This is a genomic window from Paraburkholderia elongata (assembly GCF_013177735.1).
Taxonomy (GTDB): Bacteria; Pseudomonadota; Gammaproteobacteria; order Burkholderiales; family Burkholderiaceae; genus Paraburkholderia; species Paraburkholderia elongata.
Window position 1 is genome coordinate 1 of the sequence record NZ_WOEZ01000100.1, and the last position, 17,317, is coordinate 17,317.

17 protein-coding genes and 2 tRNA genes are annotated in these 17,317 nt (G+C 62.1%); 8 read left to right on the plus strand and 11 right to left on the minus strand.

What is annotated here, in order from left to right; all coding sequences use genetic code 11:
• The 3 genes from GNZ13_RS19500 to hemN form a co-directional block, all read right to left on the minus strand.
• Positions 1-890: tyrosine-type recombinase/integrase (locus tag GNZ13_RS19500; protein WP_172167276.1), on the minus strand; the 890-nt coding region annotated here is incomplete at its 3' end.
• A gap of 172 nt (positions 891-1,062) precedes the next feature.
• Positions 1,063-1,147: transfer RNA gene (locus tag GNZ13_RS19505), tRNA-Leu, on the minus strand.
• 106 nt (positions 1,148-1,253) lie between these two features.
• Complete coding sequence (gene hemN / locus GNZ13_RS19510) at positions 1,254-2,639, minus strand: oxygen-independent coproporphyrinogen III oxidase (protein ID WP_172167277.1); 1,386 nt, start codon at positions 2,637-2,639, stop codon at positions 1,254-1,256.
• 232 nt (positions 2,640-2,871) lie between these two features.
• On the opposite strand from hemN, the gene GNZ13_RS19515 reads away from it, so the two are divergent.
• From GNZ13_RS19515 to GNZ13_RS19525, 3 genes are all read left to right on the plus strand, one after another.
• Positions 2,872-3,201: a YkgJ family cysteine cluster protein gene (locus GNZ13_RS19515; RefSeq protein WP_172167279.1), complete on the plus strand. Its 330-nt coding sequence runs from the start codon at positions 2,872-2,874 to the stop codon at positions 3,199-3,201.
• Between the two features lie 90 nt (positions 3,202-3,291).
• Positions 3,292-3,885 (plus strand): DUF1439 domain-containing protein, encoded by a 594-nt coding sequence (locus tag GNZ13_RS19520; RefSeq protein WP_172167281.1) that lies wholly within the window; start codon positions 3,292-3,294, stop codon positions 3,883-3,885.
• An 81-nt stretch (positions 3,886-3,966) separates the two neighbouring features.
• On the plus strand, positions 3,967-4,803 hold the full coding sequence (locus GNZ13_RS19525; RefSeq protein WP_172167282.1) for an undecaprenyl-diphosphate phosphatase: 837 nt from the start codon (positions 3,967-3,969) through the stop codon (positions 4,801-4,803).
• A gap of 84 nt (positions 4,804-4,887) precedes the next feature.
• Here the strand turns inward: GNZ13_RS19525 and trmB are convergent, their stop codons facing one another.
• Entirely contained in the window at positions 4,888-5,676 is a 789-nt protein-coding gene (gene trmB / locus GNZ13_RS19530) for a tRNA (guanosine(46)-N7)-methyltransferase TrmB (protein WP_172167284.1), read from the minus strand.
• 385 nt (positions 5,677-6,061) lie between these two features.
• Here trmB and GNZ13_RS19535 point away from each other — a divergent pair, with 385 nt between their 5' ends.
• Both GNZ13_RS19535 and GNZ13_RS19540 read left to right on the plus strand, forming a co-directional pair.
• The gene (locus GNZ13_RS19535) at positions 6,062-6,445 is read left to right on the plus strand and encodes an aggregation-promoting factor C-terminal-like domain-containing protein (RefSeq protein ID WP_172167285.1); all 384 of its coding nucleotides are present in this window, start codon (positions 6,062-6,064) and stop codon (positions 6,443-6,445) included.
• Between the two features lie 3 nt (positions 6,446-6,448).
• Positions 6,449-6,928 (plus strand): hypothetical protein, encoded by a 480-nt coding sequence (locus GNZ13_RS19540; protein ID WP_172167287.1) that lies wholly within the window; start codon positions 6,449-6,451, stop codon positions 6,926-6,928.
• A gap of 174 nt (positions 6,929-7,102) precedes the next feature.
• Here GNZ13_RS19540 and GNZ13_RS19545 read toward each other — a convergent pair.
• The 4 genes from GNZ13_RS19545 to GNZ13_RS19560 form a co-directional block, all read right to left on the minus strand.
• A tRNA-Gly gene (locus GNZ13_RS19545) sits at positions 7,103-7,176 on the minus strand.
• An 85-nt stretch (positions 7,177-7,261) separates the two neighbouring features.
• Entirely contained in the window at positions 7,262-7,825 is a 564-nt protein-coding gene (locus GNZ13_RS19550) for a YggT family protein (protein WP_172167288.1), read from the minus strand.
• A gap of 215 nt (positions 7,826-8,040) precedes the next feature.
• Entirely contained in the window at positions 8,041-8,361 is a 321-nt protein-coding gene (locus GNZ13_RS19555) for an EthD family reductase (protein WP_172167290.1), read from the minus strand.
• A 77-nt stretch (positions 8,362-8,438) separates the two neighbouring features.
• Positions 8,439-9,377, minus strand: coding sequence for a Rossmann-like and DUF2520 domain-containing protein (locus GNZ13_RS19560; protein ID WP_172167292.1), 939 nt, complete (start codon positions 9,375-9,377; stop codon positions 8,439-8,441).
• A gap of 766 nt (positions 9,378-10,143) precedes the next feature.
• On the opposite strand from GNZ13_RS19560, the gene GNZ13_RS19565 reads away from it, so the two are divergent.
• A complete protein-coding gene (locus GNZ13_RS19565) occupies positions 10,144-10,440 on the plus strand; it encodes a hypothetical protein (RefSeq protein WP_172167293.1) in 297 nt (98 codons plus the stop codon).
• A 98-nt stretch (positions 10,441-10,538) separates the two neighbouring features.
• On the plus strand, positions 10,539-11,504 hold the full coding sequence (locus tag GNZ13_RS19570) for a threo-3-hydroxy-L-aspartate ammonia-lyase (RefSeq protein ID WP_172167295.1): 966 nt from the start codon (positions 10,539-10,541) through the stop codon (positions 11,502-11,504).
• A 76-nt stretch (positions 11,505-11,580) separates the two neighbouring features.
• Here the strand turns inward: GNZ13_RS19570 and GNZ13_RS19575 are convergent, their stop codons facing one another.
• Both GNZ13_RS19575 and GNZ13_RS19580 read right to left on the minus strand, forming a co-directional pair.
• On the minus strand, positions 11,581-12,258 hold the full coding sequence (locus GNZ13_RS19575; RefSeq protein WP_172167297.1) for a LysE family translocator: 678 nt from the start codon (positions 12,256-12,258) through the stop codon (positions 11,581-11,583).
• 126 nt (positions 12,259-12,384) lie between these two features.
• Positions 12,385-13,953, minus strand: a complete 1,569-nt coding sequence (locus GNZ13_RS19580; RefSeq protein WP_172167298.1) for a UbiD family decarboxylase — start codon at positions 13,951-13,953, stop codon at positions 12,385-12,387.
• A 607-nt stretch (positions 13,954-14,560) separates the two neighbouring features.
• On the opposite strand from GNZ13_RS19580, the gene GNZ13_RS19585 reads away from it, so the two are divergent.
• Positions 14,561-15,745 carry a lytic transglycosylase domain-containing protein gene (locus tag GNZ13_RS19585; RefSeq protein ID WP_172167300.1) on the plus strand — a complete coding sequence of 395 codons (1,185 nt, stop codon included), beginning with the start codon at positions 14,561-14,563 and terminating at the stop codon, positions 15,743-15,745.
• 204 nt (positions 15,746-15,949) lie between these two features.
• Here GNZ13_RS19585 and GNZ13_RS19590 read toward each other — a convergent pair whose 3' ends face one another.
• Positions 15,950-17,146, minus strand: coding sequence for a pyridoxal phosphate-dependent aminotransferase (locus GNZ13_RS19590; RefSeq protein WP_172167302.1), 1,197 nt, complete (start codon positions 17,144-17,146; stop codon positions 15,950-15,952).
• Between the last annotated feature and the right edge of the window lie 171 nt (positions 17,147-17,317).

The following is a 17,317-nucleotide window of genomic DNA, read 5'->3' on the forward strand; positions in this document are numbered from 1 at the left end:
ACGTAACGGGCTTTGCCAGTCAGGGCATGCAACTCCCGAAGGATGGCGACTGCCTGTGTCGCGAGTGGCACTAGATGTTCGGTCTTGGTTTTCGTGACGAGGTAGCGCCATTCGGCCTTGTCGAGGTCGAACTGTGCCCATTCGGCTTGCCTTAGCTCGCCGGGTCGAACGAACAGCATCGCTGCGAGTTTGAGCGCACAGAGAACGGGAAAGGTGCCGGTGAACCCGTCGAATGCGCGCAGCATCTCGCCGACCTTGGCCGGTTCCGTGATCGAGGCGAAATGCTTAGTCTGCGCTGGCGGGATCGCTTCCGACAAGTCTCGGGCCGGGTCGGCTTTGCAATACCCCTCCTTGATTCCATACCGGAACACTCGGCTGATTTCGCTGCGCAGGCGATGCGCCGTGAATCTCGCGCCCCGACTGTCTACGCGCTTCAGCGCGGCCAGAATCTCGGGTGCGTCAATTTCGGCGATCGGCCGCTTGCCAAGCCAAGGGAAAGCGTCAATCTTGAAGCGCGCCAGCGTCTTTTCGTGCTGTGCGGCTTCCACATAGGACCGGCGCTCGTCCATCCAGGCGAGCGCGACTGCCTCGAATGAGTTGGTCGCGGCGATCCTGACGGCGCGCTTGTCCGCCTTCTTCGCTTCGCCGGGATCGATACCTGCCGCCAACTTTGCGCGGGCCTCGTCGCGCTTCTTGCGCGCCGCTTGTAGCGACACGTCGGGGTACACCCCAAGAGCTAGCAATTTTTCCTTCCCGGCGGCGCGGTACTTAAGCCGCCAGTAGCGCTGTCCAGCGGGCGTGACAAGCAGGAACAAGCCGCCACCGTCAAAAAACTTCTGCGGCTTCTCTCCGGGCTTGATGTTCCTGATCGCGGCGTCGGTAAGAGGCATGGGGGTATCTCGGTGTGGGGTACCGCAATTCGCGGCGCTTACCCCTAAAGATACCCCCGCATACCCCCGGTTTCCAGCGGATTAACCCGGAATGCAGTGGAATGAAAAAACCCGCGAAGCCTAGGACTGTAGCGGGTTTCTGGAATTTTCTGGAACTATACGGAACATTTCTTGGTGCCCAGGGCCGGAATCGAACCGGCACGCCTTGCGGCGGGGGATTTTGAGTCCCCTGCGTCTACCAATTTCACCACCTGGGCAGGTCTTGCAGCGCACGCGTCAGATTCTGGCGCGCGGCGAAGACGCAGATTATGGCGGAAAATTCGACGGCGGGCAAGCCGGTTGCCTTCTTCGCGTGCTCACCCGTCAAACCGTGCGTGAAAACCGTTCGAGCGTCTGCTCGCTGAGATACCGGTCGAACACCATCGCGATGTTACGCACGAGCATGCGTCCGGCCATCTGCACTTCGAGCTTGCTGCCGCTCACCGACACGAGTCCGTCCTGCTCGAAGCCGCGCAAGCGCTCCAGTTCCGGTTCGAACGTGTCGGCGAAGCGGATGCCGTACGCGGCTTCGAATTCATCGAAGCGCAGCTCCAGATTGCACATCAATTGCGTGATCACATCGCGACGCAGACGGTCGTCCGCCGTGAGACGCACGCCGCGTGTGATTGCGAGCTTGCCCGTCTCGATTGCCGCGGCATAGCCGGCCAGGTCCTTGACGTTCTGCGCGTACACGTCGCCGACCTTGCCGATCGACGACGCGCCGAAGCCGATCAGATCGCATTCCGCGCGCGTGCTGTACCCCTGGAAATTCCGATGCAATGTACGTTGCGCTTGCGCGCGCGCGAGTTCGTCGGTGGGCAGCGCGAAATGGTCCATGCCGATGTAGACATAGCCCGCGCCCGTGAGCCGCTCGACCACCCGTTGCAGGATCGTGAGGCGCATGGCAGGCGAGGGCAGCGTGGCCTCATCCATCTGCCGTTGCATCTTGAAGAGCTGCGGCATGTGCGCATACGCGAACACCGAAAGGCGGTCGGGCGCGAGCTCGATCATCGTGTCGAGCGTGCGGCTGAAACTGTCGACTGTTTGATGCGGCAGCCCATAAATCAGGTCGACGCCGATCGAGTGGAACCCTGTGTCACGCGCGGCTTGCATCACCGACGCGGTCATCTCGAGCGGCTGAATGCGATTGATCGCCTGCTGCACCACCGGATCGAAATCCTGCACGCCGAGACTGAGCCGGTTGAAGCCCAGCGTGCGCAAATGCGCAATGGTCCCGGGTGACGCTTCGCGCGGATCGACTTCGATGGAATATTCGCCTTCGGTATCGGGCAGCAACGTGAAGTGCTCGCGTGCCGCTGCCATCAGTTCCGCCATTTCATCGTGTGACAGGAACGTGGGGGTGCCACCGCCCCAATGCAATTGCGACACGGGGCGCCGCGTGTCGAAACACGCCGCCTGCAAGGCCATTTCGCGCTTCAGGTGCTCGACGTAAGGACGCGCGTGCGCGCGGTTTTTCGTGGCGACCTTGTTGCAACCGCAGTAGAAGCACACGGTGTCGCAAAAGGGGATGTGGAAGTACAGGGAGAGGCCAGTGGAGCAAGCGCCTGGATCGGCGGCGGCGCGCAAATAGTCGGCGGGATCGAATGCGTCGCGGAACTGCAAGGCGGTCGGATAGGACGTATACCGAGGACCGTTCGCGTTGTATTTGGCGAGCAGGTCGGGGCGGAATAGCGTGTTGGCGGTGGTCATGGGGCGCTCGGGTTTGACAGCCACCCTTGAAGAGGCACGAACCGGCGGGTACTCGCGACCGGATCGAACAGCGCAAACGCCTCTTGAGCGTGGCCTTTCGTATCCATCAAGTTTACGTGAGCGACCCTCTGCCGGATTGTGTAAAAAGGTCGCACGGGATGCGATGGCACAATGCGGGTCTGGCGTTGCGTTGCCTGTTGTGTTGCTTCTTTTCGAGTTCAGGAAAAATGTCGTGAGTGATGTGCCGAACAGCGTTCTGAAGCGCGAGTCCCCGTTCAATGTGGCCGGTCATGCGTGCCGCCCCGATTGCGGCGCGTGCTGTATCGCACCGTCGATTTCGAGCCCAATCCCGGGCATGCCGAACGGCAAGCCGGCGGGCGTGCGCTGCGTGCAGCTCGGCGACGACTTGCGCTGCGCGATCTTCGGTCAGCCGGAGCGGCCGGCGTGTTGTTCCGGTCTGCAACCGCAGACGGACATGTGCGGCGCAAGCCGCAGCGAAGCGCTCGCGTGGCTCACCCAACTGGAAACGCAGACTCAACCGCAACCGGCGGTGCGCCGATAGCCGCTTGAACGATTCCGCCATGCCGTCCGCTCAGACAGGCACAACCCAACGTAACCGCATGCTCGAGAAGGCTTCCACAGGAGATTTCGCATGACTCGACCCGCTGCGCCGACCCGGCGCCGCTTCCTGCTTGCAGCGCTGACAGGCTGCACCGCGCTTGGCATCACCGTGTCGCTGTCGGCCTGCGCAACGCCGATCTTTCCGTTCATCCCCTCGCATTACACGTTCTCGCAACAGCAGGTGCAGGACGCGGTGCAGCGCAAATTCCCGTATCAACGCACGGTTTCGCAGGTGTTCGATGTCTCGCTGACCAATCCGGTGGTCGGCTTCCTGCCGGACGCGAACCGCGTCTCGGTGAAGCTCGACGCGCGGCTCGTGAGCCCATTCATGCCGCAACCAGTCGACGGTGTTTTCACGCTGTCGAGCGAGCTGGCCTACGACGCCGCCAGCAAGTCGGTCGTGCTGAAGTCGCCGAACGTCGACAACGTCAGCGTGAGCGGGCAGGCACAGGCTTACACGCAGCAGATCAACGCCGCGGCGGCCGTGCTCGCCACGCAGTTGCTGACCAACTATCCGATCTACACGTTCAAGCCCGAACAGTTGCAATTTGCCGGGGTGAATTACGAACCCGGTACAATCACCATCCTTACAAACGGCATACGCGTGCAAATCGTCGAGAAATGACGCTGCGCGCGGCCGGCAGGGCCGCGCGCGCACCGTGCTGACCCTGTTCGTTTCGACTATCTACAGCGACGAGGGTCACGGATGGACTGGCTACTGGCTTGCAAGGCGCTGATTCTGGGCGTCGTCGAAGGGTTGACGGAATTTTTGCCGGTGTCGAGCACCGGTCATTTGATCGTTGCAGGCAGTCTGCTCAATTTCACGGATGACCACGCGAAAACCTTCGATGTCGTAATCCAGCTCGGCGCGATTCTGGCTGTGTGCTGGGAGTTTCGCCGCCGCATCGCCAGCGTGGTGGCCGGCTTGCCCAGCCGGCCCGACGCGAGACGCTTTACGCTGAACGTGATCATCGCGACGATTCCGGCGGTCGTACTCGGCTTGCTGTTCGAGAAGGCCATCAAGGCGGCGCTGTTTTCACCGGTGCCGGTCGCGTTCGCTCTGGTGGCGGGCGGGGTGGTGATCCTGTGGGCGGAAGCGCGACAGCGCGCGCGAGGCGACGCGGCGGCGCGCGTTCAGAGCGTCGACGATTTGAGCCCGCTGGATGCGTTGAAAGTCGGCCTTGCTCAATGTTTCGCGCTGATCCCGGGCATGTCGCGTTCGGGTTCGACGATCATCGGCGGGATGCTGTTTGGCCTCGAACGGCGCGTCGCTACGGAGTTTTCTTTCTTCCTCGCGATTCCGATCATCTTCGGCGCGACGGCCTACGAACTCTATAAAGACTGGCATTTACTGTCCGCCGACGCGCTTGGCAGTTTCGCGCTCGGCTTCGTGGCGGCCTTCGTCAGCGCCTTTGCCTGCGTGCGCTGGCTGCTGCGCTATATCTCCGCGCACGATTTCACCGTGTTCGCGTGGTACCGGATTGGTTTCGGATTGTTGATTCTGCTGGTCGGCTATAGCGGCGCATTGAGCTGGACGGACTGAGTCTCCGCTGTCTTTCGAGTGATGAAAAAAGGTCCGCGTTTGCGGACCTTTTTTCTTCTGGCGGGCGAGGGATGGCGTCCGGTTTTACGCCGCGCCGCGCTTCCTGAACACCAGATCCCACACACCATGTCCGAGCCGTAGCCCACGGCGTTCGAACTTCGTCACCGGACGATATTCGGGGCGCGGCGCGTAGCCGTCGGCGGTATTTTCCAGAGCGGGATCGGCGCCCAGTACTTCGAGCATCTGCTCGGCGTAGTTTTGCCAGTCGGTCGCGCAATGCAGATACGCGCCCGGCTTCAGGCGCGAAACCAGCAACGCGACGAACTTCGGCTGGATCAGCCGGCGCTTATGGTGGCGCGCCTTGTGCCAAGGGTCCGGAAAGAAGATATGAACGCCGTCGAGGCTGTCCGGCGCGATCATCTGCTCGAGCACTTCGACCGCGTCGTGTTGAATGATGCGGATGTTCGACAGCGCCTGCTCGCCCATCAGCTTCAGCAGTGCGCCGACGCCGGGCTCGTGCACTTCGACGCCGAGGAAGTCGTCGTCGGGACGGTGCGAGGCGATCTCCGCGGTGGTCGCGCCCATTCCGAAGCCGATTTCCAGCACACGCGGCGCCGCACGGCCGAACACGCTATTCCAGTCGGGTTGCTGCGGTGTGAAGGGCACGACGAAACGCGGGCCGAGTTCGTCCATCGCGCGGCGCTGGCCGGTCGACACGCGACCCGCACGCGTGACAAAGCTGCGGATGCGGCGTCGATGCAAGGCTTCTTCTTGTGGAGCGTCGGACTCGGCATGGGCCGGTTGGTCTTCAGCTTCGGTGGAAAGCGGCGGAAGTTCGTCCGGCAGGCCGGCGTCGTTTGGATCGTGGATCATTGTCGATGCTGCTACAAGGGTGAGGGCTTGGCGGCTTGCATGGCGTGTTGCGAGGCGCCTTTTGCGCTTGCGCGGCACGGGCCGCAGTTCGCGGGCGCGGTTCGCTCGAATCGCTATGCCAGGCCGCTGCCACTACAAAAAAGCCGCCTTCGTGGGAGGCGGCTCGTGCTGGATTCTGCTGACGGCTCAGCAGGAAGGTGGAGCGGGTGTTGCAAGTGCGCGTAAGGTAGCACACCCGAAAAGGGTGCGTCCAGACGGTGGCCGGCTGGAAGGGGTCCTAAGATCGGCATCAAGATTACGTTTTCATAACCGCGCTCGCCATTCGTATGATTTAATCGCGTTGTAAGCCATCCCGTTGCAACGATTATCAAAACGAAAATCCATTATGGGCAAACACGCACACAATCATCGTCAGGCAAAACCCGCCAAAATGGGTTGGGTCGCTATCGATCCCACCACGGTTCCGACTACCTCCCAGAATGCACTCCGCAAAGCAATGGGCATTGAAGGCGTTCCGCTTACGCAATTCAACGATCTACTGTGGCTTATGGCGCAGGAGTCGAGCGGCGTGGTGAACGTGCGCAATGGCAAGTCGTCCGCACGTGGGCTTTATCAGTTGCTGCGGCCCCAATATGAATTGAATCCAAATGGCGAAAAATCTTTCGGGAATGCAGTTGAAGAATGTCAGGGCGGGATTCGCTATATTCTCGGGCGGTATCACACCGCTGCATCCGCGTGCCTGGTATGGGAAGCAAACCACTGGTGTTGAGAATTGAAAAAGTTTCTATTGATGAGCTTCGTTTCTGCCATGTGCTGGATGGGCGTCGCGCAAGCCGCTGATGCCGGCGCGCCGCGCTTTGAAGATTTCGCGGTGAGCGACACATTTGCGGGCAAAGCGGCGAAAGTGCGACTCGTGTCCGCGGACGACAAGGAATATGCGACGCGTATCCGCGAAGCCAGCCGGCAGAAGCCGAATTTCGCTGGGCACTATGTGCTGGCGAACTGGGACTGCGGGGCGTCCTGCGTGTCCACTGTGGCGATCGACGCGAAGACCGGGCGCGTTACGTGGCTGCCTTTTACAGTCTGCTGCTGGGACGTGGATGTGAAGGAGCCGATCGAATTCCGGCGCGACAGCCGCCTCGTGGTGGTTCACGGCAGCAGGAATGAAGAGGGTGGCGGGACGTACTACTACGCGTTGGATAAAGACGGTTTCAAGCTGGTCAAGGTGGTCGAGAAGGCTGCGAAGAACTAGAGGGAATAAGCGCAATGGCGTGTTGAACACCGGGTGGGCTCATCGCGCGATTGTGCGACTTCCTGAATGACAGGCGAGGAGTACGTAGCGGGTGGGAAATGCAGCAATGTGCGGCAGATTCAGATCCTTCCGCGAAGCCACCTGGTCAATCGCCAGGCTGGCTGAAAAAGAATCTGGAGCGGGCGATGGGAATCGAACCCACGGCTCTAGCTTGGGAAGCTAGGGTATTACCATTATACGACGCCCGCAGAGCGCACAATTCTACTCGGGAAGGGGCGGTTAGCGCAAATCGCGCCGCCACCGCCCTTGCCAGCAAGGTGTACGGAGCGCCGTTCAGATCACGAAGTAGGTCAACTGAACGGCCGCACGCGTCACCACCATCAGCAGCACCTGCACGATCACGAACAGCAGAATCGGCGAGAGGTCGATGCCGCCGAGTTGCGGCACCACGCGGCGCAGCGGATTCAGGAACGGCGCGGTCAACTGGTACAGGATCGGCATGGCCGGCGAGCGCGGATTGAGCCACGACAGCAGCGCCATCAGGATCGTCATCCAGATGATCAGATTCAGCGCCCACTTGATGACCGTCAGCACGGCGACGATCAGCAGCGTCGGGACAAGCGTAAGCGGGTCGGCGCCCGTGAGCACCACCATCAGCACCACATAAACGATTGACGCAAGCAGCGCTGCGACCAGGCTCGCCCAGTCGATGCTGCGGGTGCTGTGCAGGATGTGCCGCAAGGGCAGCACGATCCAGTTGGTGACTTGCAGCACGGCGTTCGTAACGGGGTTGTACGGCGGCATGCGCACGACCTGCAGCCATGCGCGCAACAGCAACGCGGCGCCGAACAGCGTAAAGACGGTATTGAGCAGAAAACGGGCGATATCGCCAAACATCTCGTGTCCTTATCCTTCGGATGGCGGCCGTCGATCGGCCGCGGGGTGCCGGCGTTGACCGATCGGTCCGCCGGCGGTTTCATTTGGATTGCCTGCGCCGTTCCCGCGGGAGGGCGCGTTACGCGTCAAAGTGGGGACGCGGTGGATCAATTTCCAGATGGCCGAGTCAGGCTAATCGGCAAACTGCATGCCGCCAAGCCACACCCGGCGGGGTATCACACAGAAACCTTGATTTCGCTGATCAGAATCGTGCCGTTGCCACCGTCGGTGTAATTCGGGATGTCGGCAACCAACTGCTCCGAGGCCGGCTTGAAGACCTTGTAGAAGTCGTCCGCGCTATCGAACAGGAAGTGACCTGCGGCGACATACGGCGGCGGCGTTCCCGGCGGACCGGCGTTGATGCCGACGTCGACCGACCAGCCCTTCAGCGACGGCCCGAACAGCTTGGCCGCGAGCGGCATGTGTGTGACGCAGTAGTAGTCCACGTCGAAGTGGCCGTTTTCCCGGTACGGATAAAGGATGCTGACCTTGATCATTGTGCGTTCTCGTCTGTTGGTCCCGAAGCGCGGCGCTGGCGGATTGCGCGCGGCGCCGGACGTCACATTATCACGCCTTACTTGACGCTTGCACCTGCTGCGGCCTGATTCAGCGACCGGTTGAGCGATTCTTCCACCACCTCGGCAATCGCCTCGATCGCGGCGGGCGGTTTGGCGCGTCGTTCGGCCAGTCCGACCGCGCGCCGCGACAGCAAACCGTACAGCGCGGCATGGTCGCCACCAAGGCCTTCCAGCAACGCCAACTGCTTCTCCACGACGCCCGTATCGCCACGCGATACGGGGCCGGCGAGCGCGTTGGGCAGGCCCTTGTCGCGGGCGGTTTCGATGGTGCCGGAGAGCATCGGCAGCAGCGCGCGCAGCGCATCGTCTTCGGCAAAGCCCAGCGTACGCCATAGTGCGACGCATTCAGCGAGGCTGCACAGCGCGAAGCTGGCGGCGTAATGCGCGGCGGCGTGGTATAGCATGCGGCCGCCGGCTGGAATCGACAGCGGATGGCAGCGCAGGGCGACCGCCAGTGCCGTCAATGCGTCCTTGAGCGCGCCGTCGGCCTCGATCGTCACCGAGCAGCCGGCGATCCGGTCGATGTCTGCGAGATCGCCGCTAAAGAGGTACAGTGGGTGAAAGCCGCCGATCGAGGCGCCCTGGTCGCGCGCCGGGACCAGCAATTCGACCGGCGAGGCGCCGCTGCAATGCACGAGCGCTTTGCCGTGTGGGCCGCCTGCCGCATCCGCCGCGAACCGCAGTGTGTGCGCTGTCGTACCGATGCTGTCATCGGGAACGGCTAAAAAGACGATGTCGGCGGCGTCGACGACCTGTTGTGGATCGTTGAATGCCGCGCAATACTCGATTTGACTGGCGAGCCGGCTGGCCGAGGCTGCCGTGCGGCTCGCCACCGCCGTGACGGGATAGCCGGCGCGTGAAAAGCTTAGCGCGAGACAGCGCGCGAGCCGGCCCGCACCGATGAAACCGAGGCGCGGCAGAGTGGGCTGGGACATGGTTGCCTGCTCCAGACGGATGCTTGATCGGGAAAGCAGAAGTATCGCGCATCCGTTCGGCGGTGGCGTGTCCAAGTGCCGGTATTCCTCTGATCAGTTCGCGCGCGATATGGCGCCTCCGGTCGGTCATCCGGCCACGCGCGCCCTGCAGGTCCGAAAACTGCTCACAATTTCTTCATGAGTCGGTTTGGCAGTCGCTGTTCTGGGTTTTTCGTCTCGCAGTCAGATCCGGGAGGTAACAATGAATATTTTTTCTTACCGAAAGCACTTGCGGTTCTTGACGCATTCGCAGCGCCGTCGCTGGTGGGACCAGAAGAAGCGCTTGACGCCACGCGTGCGCATCAGCGGCGCGTACGTCCCGCCCAACGTCTCCAGAGAATTCGCCTATGTCAAGGTAGGCTGAAAATACCGTCTGCTCACGTGTAAGAAATGCCCGGTGCGATTGCGCCGGGCATTTTTCATTTGGGCCGTCAGGATTGAAGCTAATTTGTAATCAAAGATTACTGACGAATGAGTGTCTGAAGCCGCAAGACCCGCAGAGCAGTGGATTCGCACCCGCTCGATCGCTGGCAAACCCTTAGTTCTCGGTCCGTTACATCGCGTGTCCGGGTAGCGTCGCGCCGATGCAAATTCCGACCTATCGCCGCCAATTGCAATTTGCAACAAATGCGAACATCTATGCGCGGGCTTTTTCGATACATTGATTTCGTAGCATGCAAAGCATGCGAAGTCGGCGACCTTAGTGGGCCGCGCCAGGAGAACAAAAGTGAAAAAGATCGTTCCGTTTGTCGTTGCCGCCGCACTCGGCGTGGGGTTCGCGACTGCTGCAGAGGCGCACGTTTCCGTCGGTATCGGTATTGGCATTCCGATCGCGCCGGCGTACCCGGTTTACGCCGCGCCGCCGCCGGTCTACTACGCACCGCCGCCGGTCTATTACGCGCCGCCGCCGGTCTATTACGGAGCGCCAGTCGTGGTGGGTGGCTATTACGGTGGCTATGGCCGTCCTTATTATCACCATGGCTACTACCGCGGCTACTACGGCCACGGCTACTATCGCCGCTAATCGCAAGACGAGTACCGGATGTATTGACGGCGCCATACCAAAGCACGGACGAAGCTGGGAGAATGGCTGTTTCGCCACCGCTTTGGAGAGTTTCGCCGATGCAAGCGCTTCCCGCCCCCACTTTCGACGACGTACTCGACGCCGCCGCGCGTCTTGAAGGCGTCGCCCACCGTACCCCCGTTCTAACCTCGAGCACGTTCAATGAGCGCACGGGCGCGTCGGTGTTCTTCAAGTGCGAAAATTTTCAGCGCATGGGCGCCTTCAAGTTTCGCGGCGCCTACAACGCGATTTCGCATTTCGACGCGGAGCAACGCAAAGCGGGCGTGCTGACGTACTCGTCGGGTAACCACGCGCAAGCAATCGCGCTATCGGCGCGCCTTGCCGGGATTCACGCGACGATCATCATGCCGCACGACGCGCCCGCCGCCAAAGTAGCGGCGACCAAGGGTTATGGCGGCGAAGTGATCAGCTACGACCGCTACACCGAGAATCGCGAAGAGATCGGCCGGCGGCTCGCCGAAGAGCGTGGTATGACGCTGATTCCGCCATACGACCATCCGCACGTGATCGCGGGGCAGGGCACAGCGGTGAAGGAGTTGATCGAAGAAACCGGCCCGCTCGACATGCTGTTCGTTTGTCTCGGCGGCGGTGGGCTGATCGGCGGCAGCGCATTGTCGGCGGCGGCATTGAGCCCGGCGTGCGCCGTGATCGGCATCGAGCCCGAAGCGGGCAACGACGGCCAGCAATCGCTGGCACGCGGCGAGATCGTGCATATCGACGCACCGCGCACGATCGCTGATGGCGCTGCCTCCACGCATCTCGGCAACTACACGTTCGCGATTATTCAGAAGCTGGTCGCGCAGATCGAAACGGTTAGCGACGAGCAGTTGATCGAGACGATGCGCTTCTTTGCGCAGCGTATGAAGATCGTGGTCGAGCCGACGGGCTGCCTCGCAGCGGCCGCCGTGCTCAACGGCATCGTGCCGGTGAAGGGCAAGCGCGTGGGCGTGGTGGTCAGCGGCGGCAACGTTGATCTGGCGAAGCTGGCGCAGTATCTCGCCTGATAGGCTTTACGGCTTTATGCCGCGCCGCGCACGTTGAAATTGAGGGAAGACGGCTCGCCCTGGCGAGCCGTTTTTTCTAGCTCGCCACCTGTGCGGTCTGCACGATCAGATCGCGATATCCGTTCACGATCACGCTATACGAGAAGTACGCGAAAAGCAGCGCCGACAACACATGGCACGCGCGCAGCAAACCGGTGCCGGCGCGTTTGCGACCGTGGCTGCCGAGTCCGCAGATAAAGATCGTCCAGCACAAGCCACCCAGGAAGAAGCCGCCGAGGAATACCGGCGCAGTCGCCACGCTGGTGGCGCCGGCTTTCGCAATCAACGCGCCGCCGACTGCGGCGAACCACAGAATCGCCGAAGGCGACGACATCGCCAGCAACACGCCGCGCAGGAAACCGCGCCACGGGGAATGATGCGGCGCGTTGGCATCCGCTTCTCCGGCAACTGCGGGTGCCGACGCCGGGAACAGCGCTTCACGCGCCATCTTCCACGTGAGAAACAGCAGGATCGCCGCGCCGCCGATCCACACTACCCAGCGCACCGATTCGAACTGCAGCAGCGCAGCCATTCCCGCGAGCGCGAGCGCCGCGTAAACCATATCGCCGAAACAGGAACCCAGGCCCAACCAGAAGCCCGGTTTGAAGCCGTGCGACAGCGTCAGTGAAATCATCGCGACGTTGACGAGGCCGATATCCAGACATAACGACAACGACAGAAAAAATCCATCCGACATCATTGAAAAGGCATGCATCCGCGCAACTGCTCCATCAGTTTTGTTATTCAGACTTGTTCGAGCGCGAGCGATCCGGCGAGTGACTGGATCGCTTCGGTGCCGACAGAATCCTAAAAATTCAATCGTGTGATTCGAGGCCTGTTTTTACAGCCCCAACTCATTCCACAAGGTGTCGATGCGCTGTTTGACCGCGCCGTCCATCTCGATCGGGCGGCCCCATTCGCGATCGGTTTCGCCGGGCCATTTGTTGGTGGCGTCGAGTCCCATCTTCGATCCGAGACCCGCTACCGGCGAGGCGAAATCCAGATAGTCGATCGGCGTGCGATCGACCAGCACGGTGTCGCGCGCAGGATCGATACGCGTGGTGATCGCCCAGATCACTTCTTTCCAGTCACGGATATTCACGTCCTCGTCAACCACGACGATGAACTTCGTATACATGAATTGCCGCAGGAAGCTCCACACGCCGAACATCACGCGTTTGGCGTGGCCGGGGTAGCTCTTCTTCATCTGCACGATCGCCATCCGGTAGCTGCATCCTTCGGGCGGCAGATAGAAATCGGTGATCTCGGTGAACTGCTTCTGCAACAGCGGCACAAACACTTCGTTGAGCGCGACGCCGAGCACGGCGGGCTCATCGGGCGGTTTGCCGGTGTAGGTGGAGTGATAGATCGCGTCGCGCCGCATCGTGATGCGCTCGACCGTGAAGACGGGAAACCACTCCTGCTCGTTGTAGTAGCCGGTGTGGTCGCCATAGGGGCCTTCCAGCGCGTGTTCGTAAGCGGCCGATGCGCCCTTCGCCGGACGGGGCGGCGCGCCTGCGGGGGCGGGCGAGGGCGCGCCTTCCTGCGGATAGATAAAGCCTTCCAGCACGATTTCGGCGCGTGCGGGCACCTGCAAGCCGTCGACGCCCGGCGTGATGCACTTCGCGAGTTCGGTGCGGCCGCCGCGCAGCAGCCCGGCGAACTGGTATTCGGAGAGCGTGTCGGGCACCGGCGTGACTGCACCGAGGATGGTCGCCGGATCGGCGCCCAGCACCACGGCCACGGGATACGGCTTGCCCGGATTCTGCAGCGCGAATTCGCGGAAATCGAGTGCGCCGCCGCGATGCGCGAGCCATCGCATGATCAGTTTGTTACGCCCGATCAGTTGCTGGCGATAGATGCCTAAGTTTTGTCGGCTCTTATTCGGGCCTTTTGTGACAGTCAGGCCCCATGTGATCAGCGGTCCTGCATCGCCTGGCCAGCAGGTCTGAATCGGCAGCTTTCCGAGGTCGACGTCGTTGCCCTCCCAGACGATCTCCTGGCAGGGCGGCGCGCTTACCGTTTTGGGCGCCATGTCCCAAACCGCCTTCGCGAGTGAAAACAGTTTCCCCGCGTCCTTGAGCCCCTTCGGCGGCTCCGGTTCTTTCAATGCGGAGAGCAGGCGGCCGACGTCGCGCAACGACTCGAGCGCGGCTCCATCGCCAGCGCCCGCTTGCGCGTCGATCCCCATGCCGAGTGCAACGCGGCGCGGCGTGCCGAACAGGTTGCCAAGGACGGGGAACGCGTGCTGCTGCTGGCTCTCAAACAATATCGCCGGACCGCCGGCGCGCAGTACGCGGTCGCACAGTTCAGTCATTTCCAGGACGGGCGAGACGTTTTGCGAGATGCGGCGCAGTTCACCGATCGTTTCGAGACGGCCGACAAAATCGCGCAGGTCTTTGTATTTCATCTGGTGCGGTAGAGAGCCGCGCAAGCGGCAAAAAGGAAGGCGCCGCAGGGCTGCGCGGTGCCAAAACGATTGTCGATTTTACCTGTGTTGACACACGCACGTAATTTAGCCAAATCGCCTACTTCGGGAGGAGTAATTGAGATAGCTCAAAAGGCGCGCGCCGCGCGGTTTTGGACGGACTGAACACTGTTCATTATTACAATTAGTTATACATTTGCTTATTTATAGTGTTGACGATCTATAAAACCCTGCATAGAATCCGTCCACATTGGTTGCAGGGCGTGAACCTTTTTACCACTGCCCCCGGTCCCTTTAGACGCAACGCGTCACCGTTTACCGACCCCCTGCACGGTATCTGACGGCCTTACTGCAGTCCTCGCCAGCGCCAACTGACGCTGGTTTTTCGCGTGGGAGCCCCCGCCTGCATGTTTTTTTGGCATGCCGCGGACATCTTTTCAAGATAGCTCCCCACAAACGGTATTTACCGTTTTCCCGACGTCGCTGCTGCCCTAACCAGACAGAGCGCGCGATGTCTTGACTCTGCGAATGTGTGTTACCGCCTGTTCAAGTGGCGGAGTTCGCGGATCATGCAACATGGGAGATCTGAATGAACGCCTGGTTATCGTGGCGTCCCGATGAGCGTATCGCGCAAGTTGTGCGTGGTGCGTTGCGTCGCGGGACGCGAATGAGTCATCACCTGTTCAGCATCGTCGGCGGAATCGCTGTCGTGCTGGCACTCGCGCTATGGCTGATGCCGGCTTGGCGCGGCACCCTGGCCGCCAAGCTGATGCCGGTCGTTTCCGCCGCTGTGCAAGCCGGTCCCGCTCGTCTGCTGCAGGGCCACCCGCTGCCGGCTTTCGGACCGCCTGGGGCGTCGCCCTCCGACGACTCGCTGTCCGCGAATTCGACCAGTAACGACGCCGCTAGCGGCGCGAACAACGGCAACAACGGCGTCACCGCCACCAACACCCGCTACGACGGCGCCTTCGACGGCGCCGGCACGTCCGGTATGGGCGTGGCGGCGCCGAACGGCCTCGACCCGCGTACCATGCACAGTGTCTCCGTGCTGGCGCGGCTGATTCCGGCGCAGCGTGTCTCGGCAGACGCACGCGACGATCGTGTGCTGGTCTCGACCCGCGAGCAGGATCTGGTCGCGTCGTACTTGGCTCGGCGTTATCGCGTCGCTCAGGGACCCGTTAGCGAGCTCGTGAAGGCCGCGTTCGACACCGGCCGCGAAGTCGATCTCGACCCGCTTCTCCTGCTGTCCGTGATGGCAATCGAATCGGGCTTCAACCCGTACGCCGAGAGCGGCGTGGGCGCGCAGGGCCTGATGCAGGTGATGTCCAAGGTTCACTCGGACAAATTCCAGTATTTCGGCGGGCAGAGCGCTGCGCTCGAACCGGTTGCAAACATCAAGGTGGGTGCGCTGGTGCTGAAGGATTGCATCGCACGCGGCGGTTCGCTGCCCGGCGGCCTGCGTCTCTATGTCGGCTCGACCTCGCCGGACGACGGCGGCTACGGCGCCAAGGTGATGGCCGAGCGTGGCCGTCTGCGCGATGTGGCGCGTGGCCGCAAGGTGCCGATCAATGCACCGCAGGCTCCGGTTCTGACGGCGTCGAACACGACTACGGCTCCTGCCGCATCGGCTAACGGCAAGCGCGTGCAGATGACGCTCGATGCCGGTCATCCGCTGAGCGCGGCAACGCCGGAAAAGACGCCGGTGTCCGAGCAGGACGACGCCAGTTCCAATGCTCCCAAGCATGTGGCATCGGCTTCGGAGTTGGGCGCCTGAGGTTGGCGTAGCAACTCAGTTCGCGTGGCATGAGAGCGGCCGGCGCAAAAAAAGGACACCCTCGCGTGTCCTTTTTCCTTTTGGGGCTTGCACTTGTCACTTGTGGCCGCGTGCGCGGTCGTAAGGCGTGTGTCAGGCATGGCGGACGGTCTTGGCGGGCGCTTTTTGGGGCCTCACAAGCAGCAGCCGCTTATACCTGTCCGTTCAGTGCCGCCCGAAGAGCTTCGCTAGCCGCTCGGCCGCTTCTTCCAACTTCGGCAGGGCGGTTGCGTACGATAGCCGGATGTAGTCCTTCGGCGCGTGCGTGCCGAAGTCCATGCCCGGCACCAATACCACGCCCGCGTCGTGCAGCATCGCCTTGGTTAGCGCCGCGCTGTCTCCGGCCGCCCGATGCGCGACCGTGCGGCAATCGGCGTAGACGTAGAACGCGCCGTCAGGTATCACCGGTACCGAGAAACCCAGCGATTCGAGCGCAGGCGCAATGAAGTCGCGGCGGCGCTTGAATTCGAGGCGGCGCGCTTCGTAGATTCCGATCGTTTCCGGTTCGAAGCAGGCCAGCGCCGCGTGCTGCGCGAGCGCCGACGCGCAGATGAACAGGTTCTGCGCGAGCTTTTCGAACGCGCCGACCATGCCGGGCGGCACGACCAGCCAGCCCAAACGCCAGCCGGTCATGTTGAAGTACTTCGAGAAGCTATTGACGGTGACGACGTCGTCACCGAACGAGAGCGCCGAGACAGGCTTGGCGTCGTAGCTCAGGCCCTGGTAGATCTCGTCGACGATCGTAAAGCCGCCGCGCGCCCGCACAGTCTTGACGATGCGTTCGAGTTCAGCCGGTTCGATCGACGTGCCGGTCGGGTTCGACGGCGACGCCAGCAGCACGCCGCGGGTGCGCTCGTTCCACAGGCGCTCGACGTCGGCGGCGGTCAGCTGAAAGCGTTCGGCCGGCCCGCTTGGCACCATTACCGGCTTGCCTTCGGCCGCGATCACGAAATGACGGTTGCACGGGTAGCACGGGTCGGGCATCAGCACTTCATCGTCGCGATCGACCAGCGCCGCGCAAGCCAGCAACAGCGCGGCAGACGCGCCGGCGGTGACGACGATCCGCGCCGGATCGACGCTGACACCGTAGACCTCGGCGTAATGCGCCGAAATCGCCTCGCGCAGCGCGTGCAGGCCGAGCGCATTGGTGTATTGCGTGACGCCGCGGCGCAGGGCGCTCGCGGCCGCTTCGATGACCGGCTCGGGTGCGGTGAAATCGGGTTCGCCGATTCCCATGTGGATGATGTCGCGCCCATCGCGCTCGAGCAGCGCGGCTTCCTTGGCCAGTTCCATCACATAGAAAGGCTGGATGGCGTCGACGCGGGCAGCAAGCCGCACTAAGGGTTCGGTCACGGAGTTCATACGATCAAATCCAGTTCAGAAGCAAAAGCGGGACGGCGCTTGGCGCATCGGTTCATGCGCGCAGCGGCGTCCTTGCAAGCGCCCAGCAATATGGGGCTGCGGTATGTCGCCAGGCATTCAACCGGCCGGCGATCCGGCGGGTCAACGTTTAGCGCCACGCGCATGACCAGG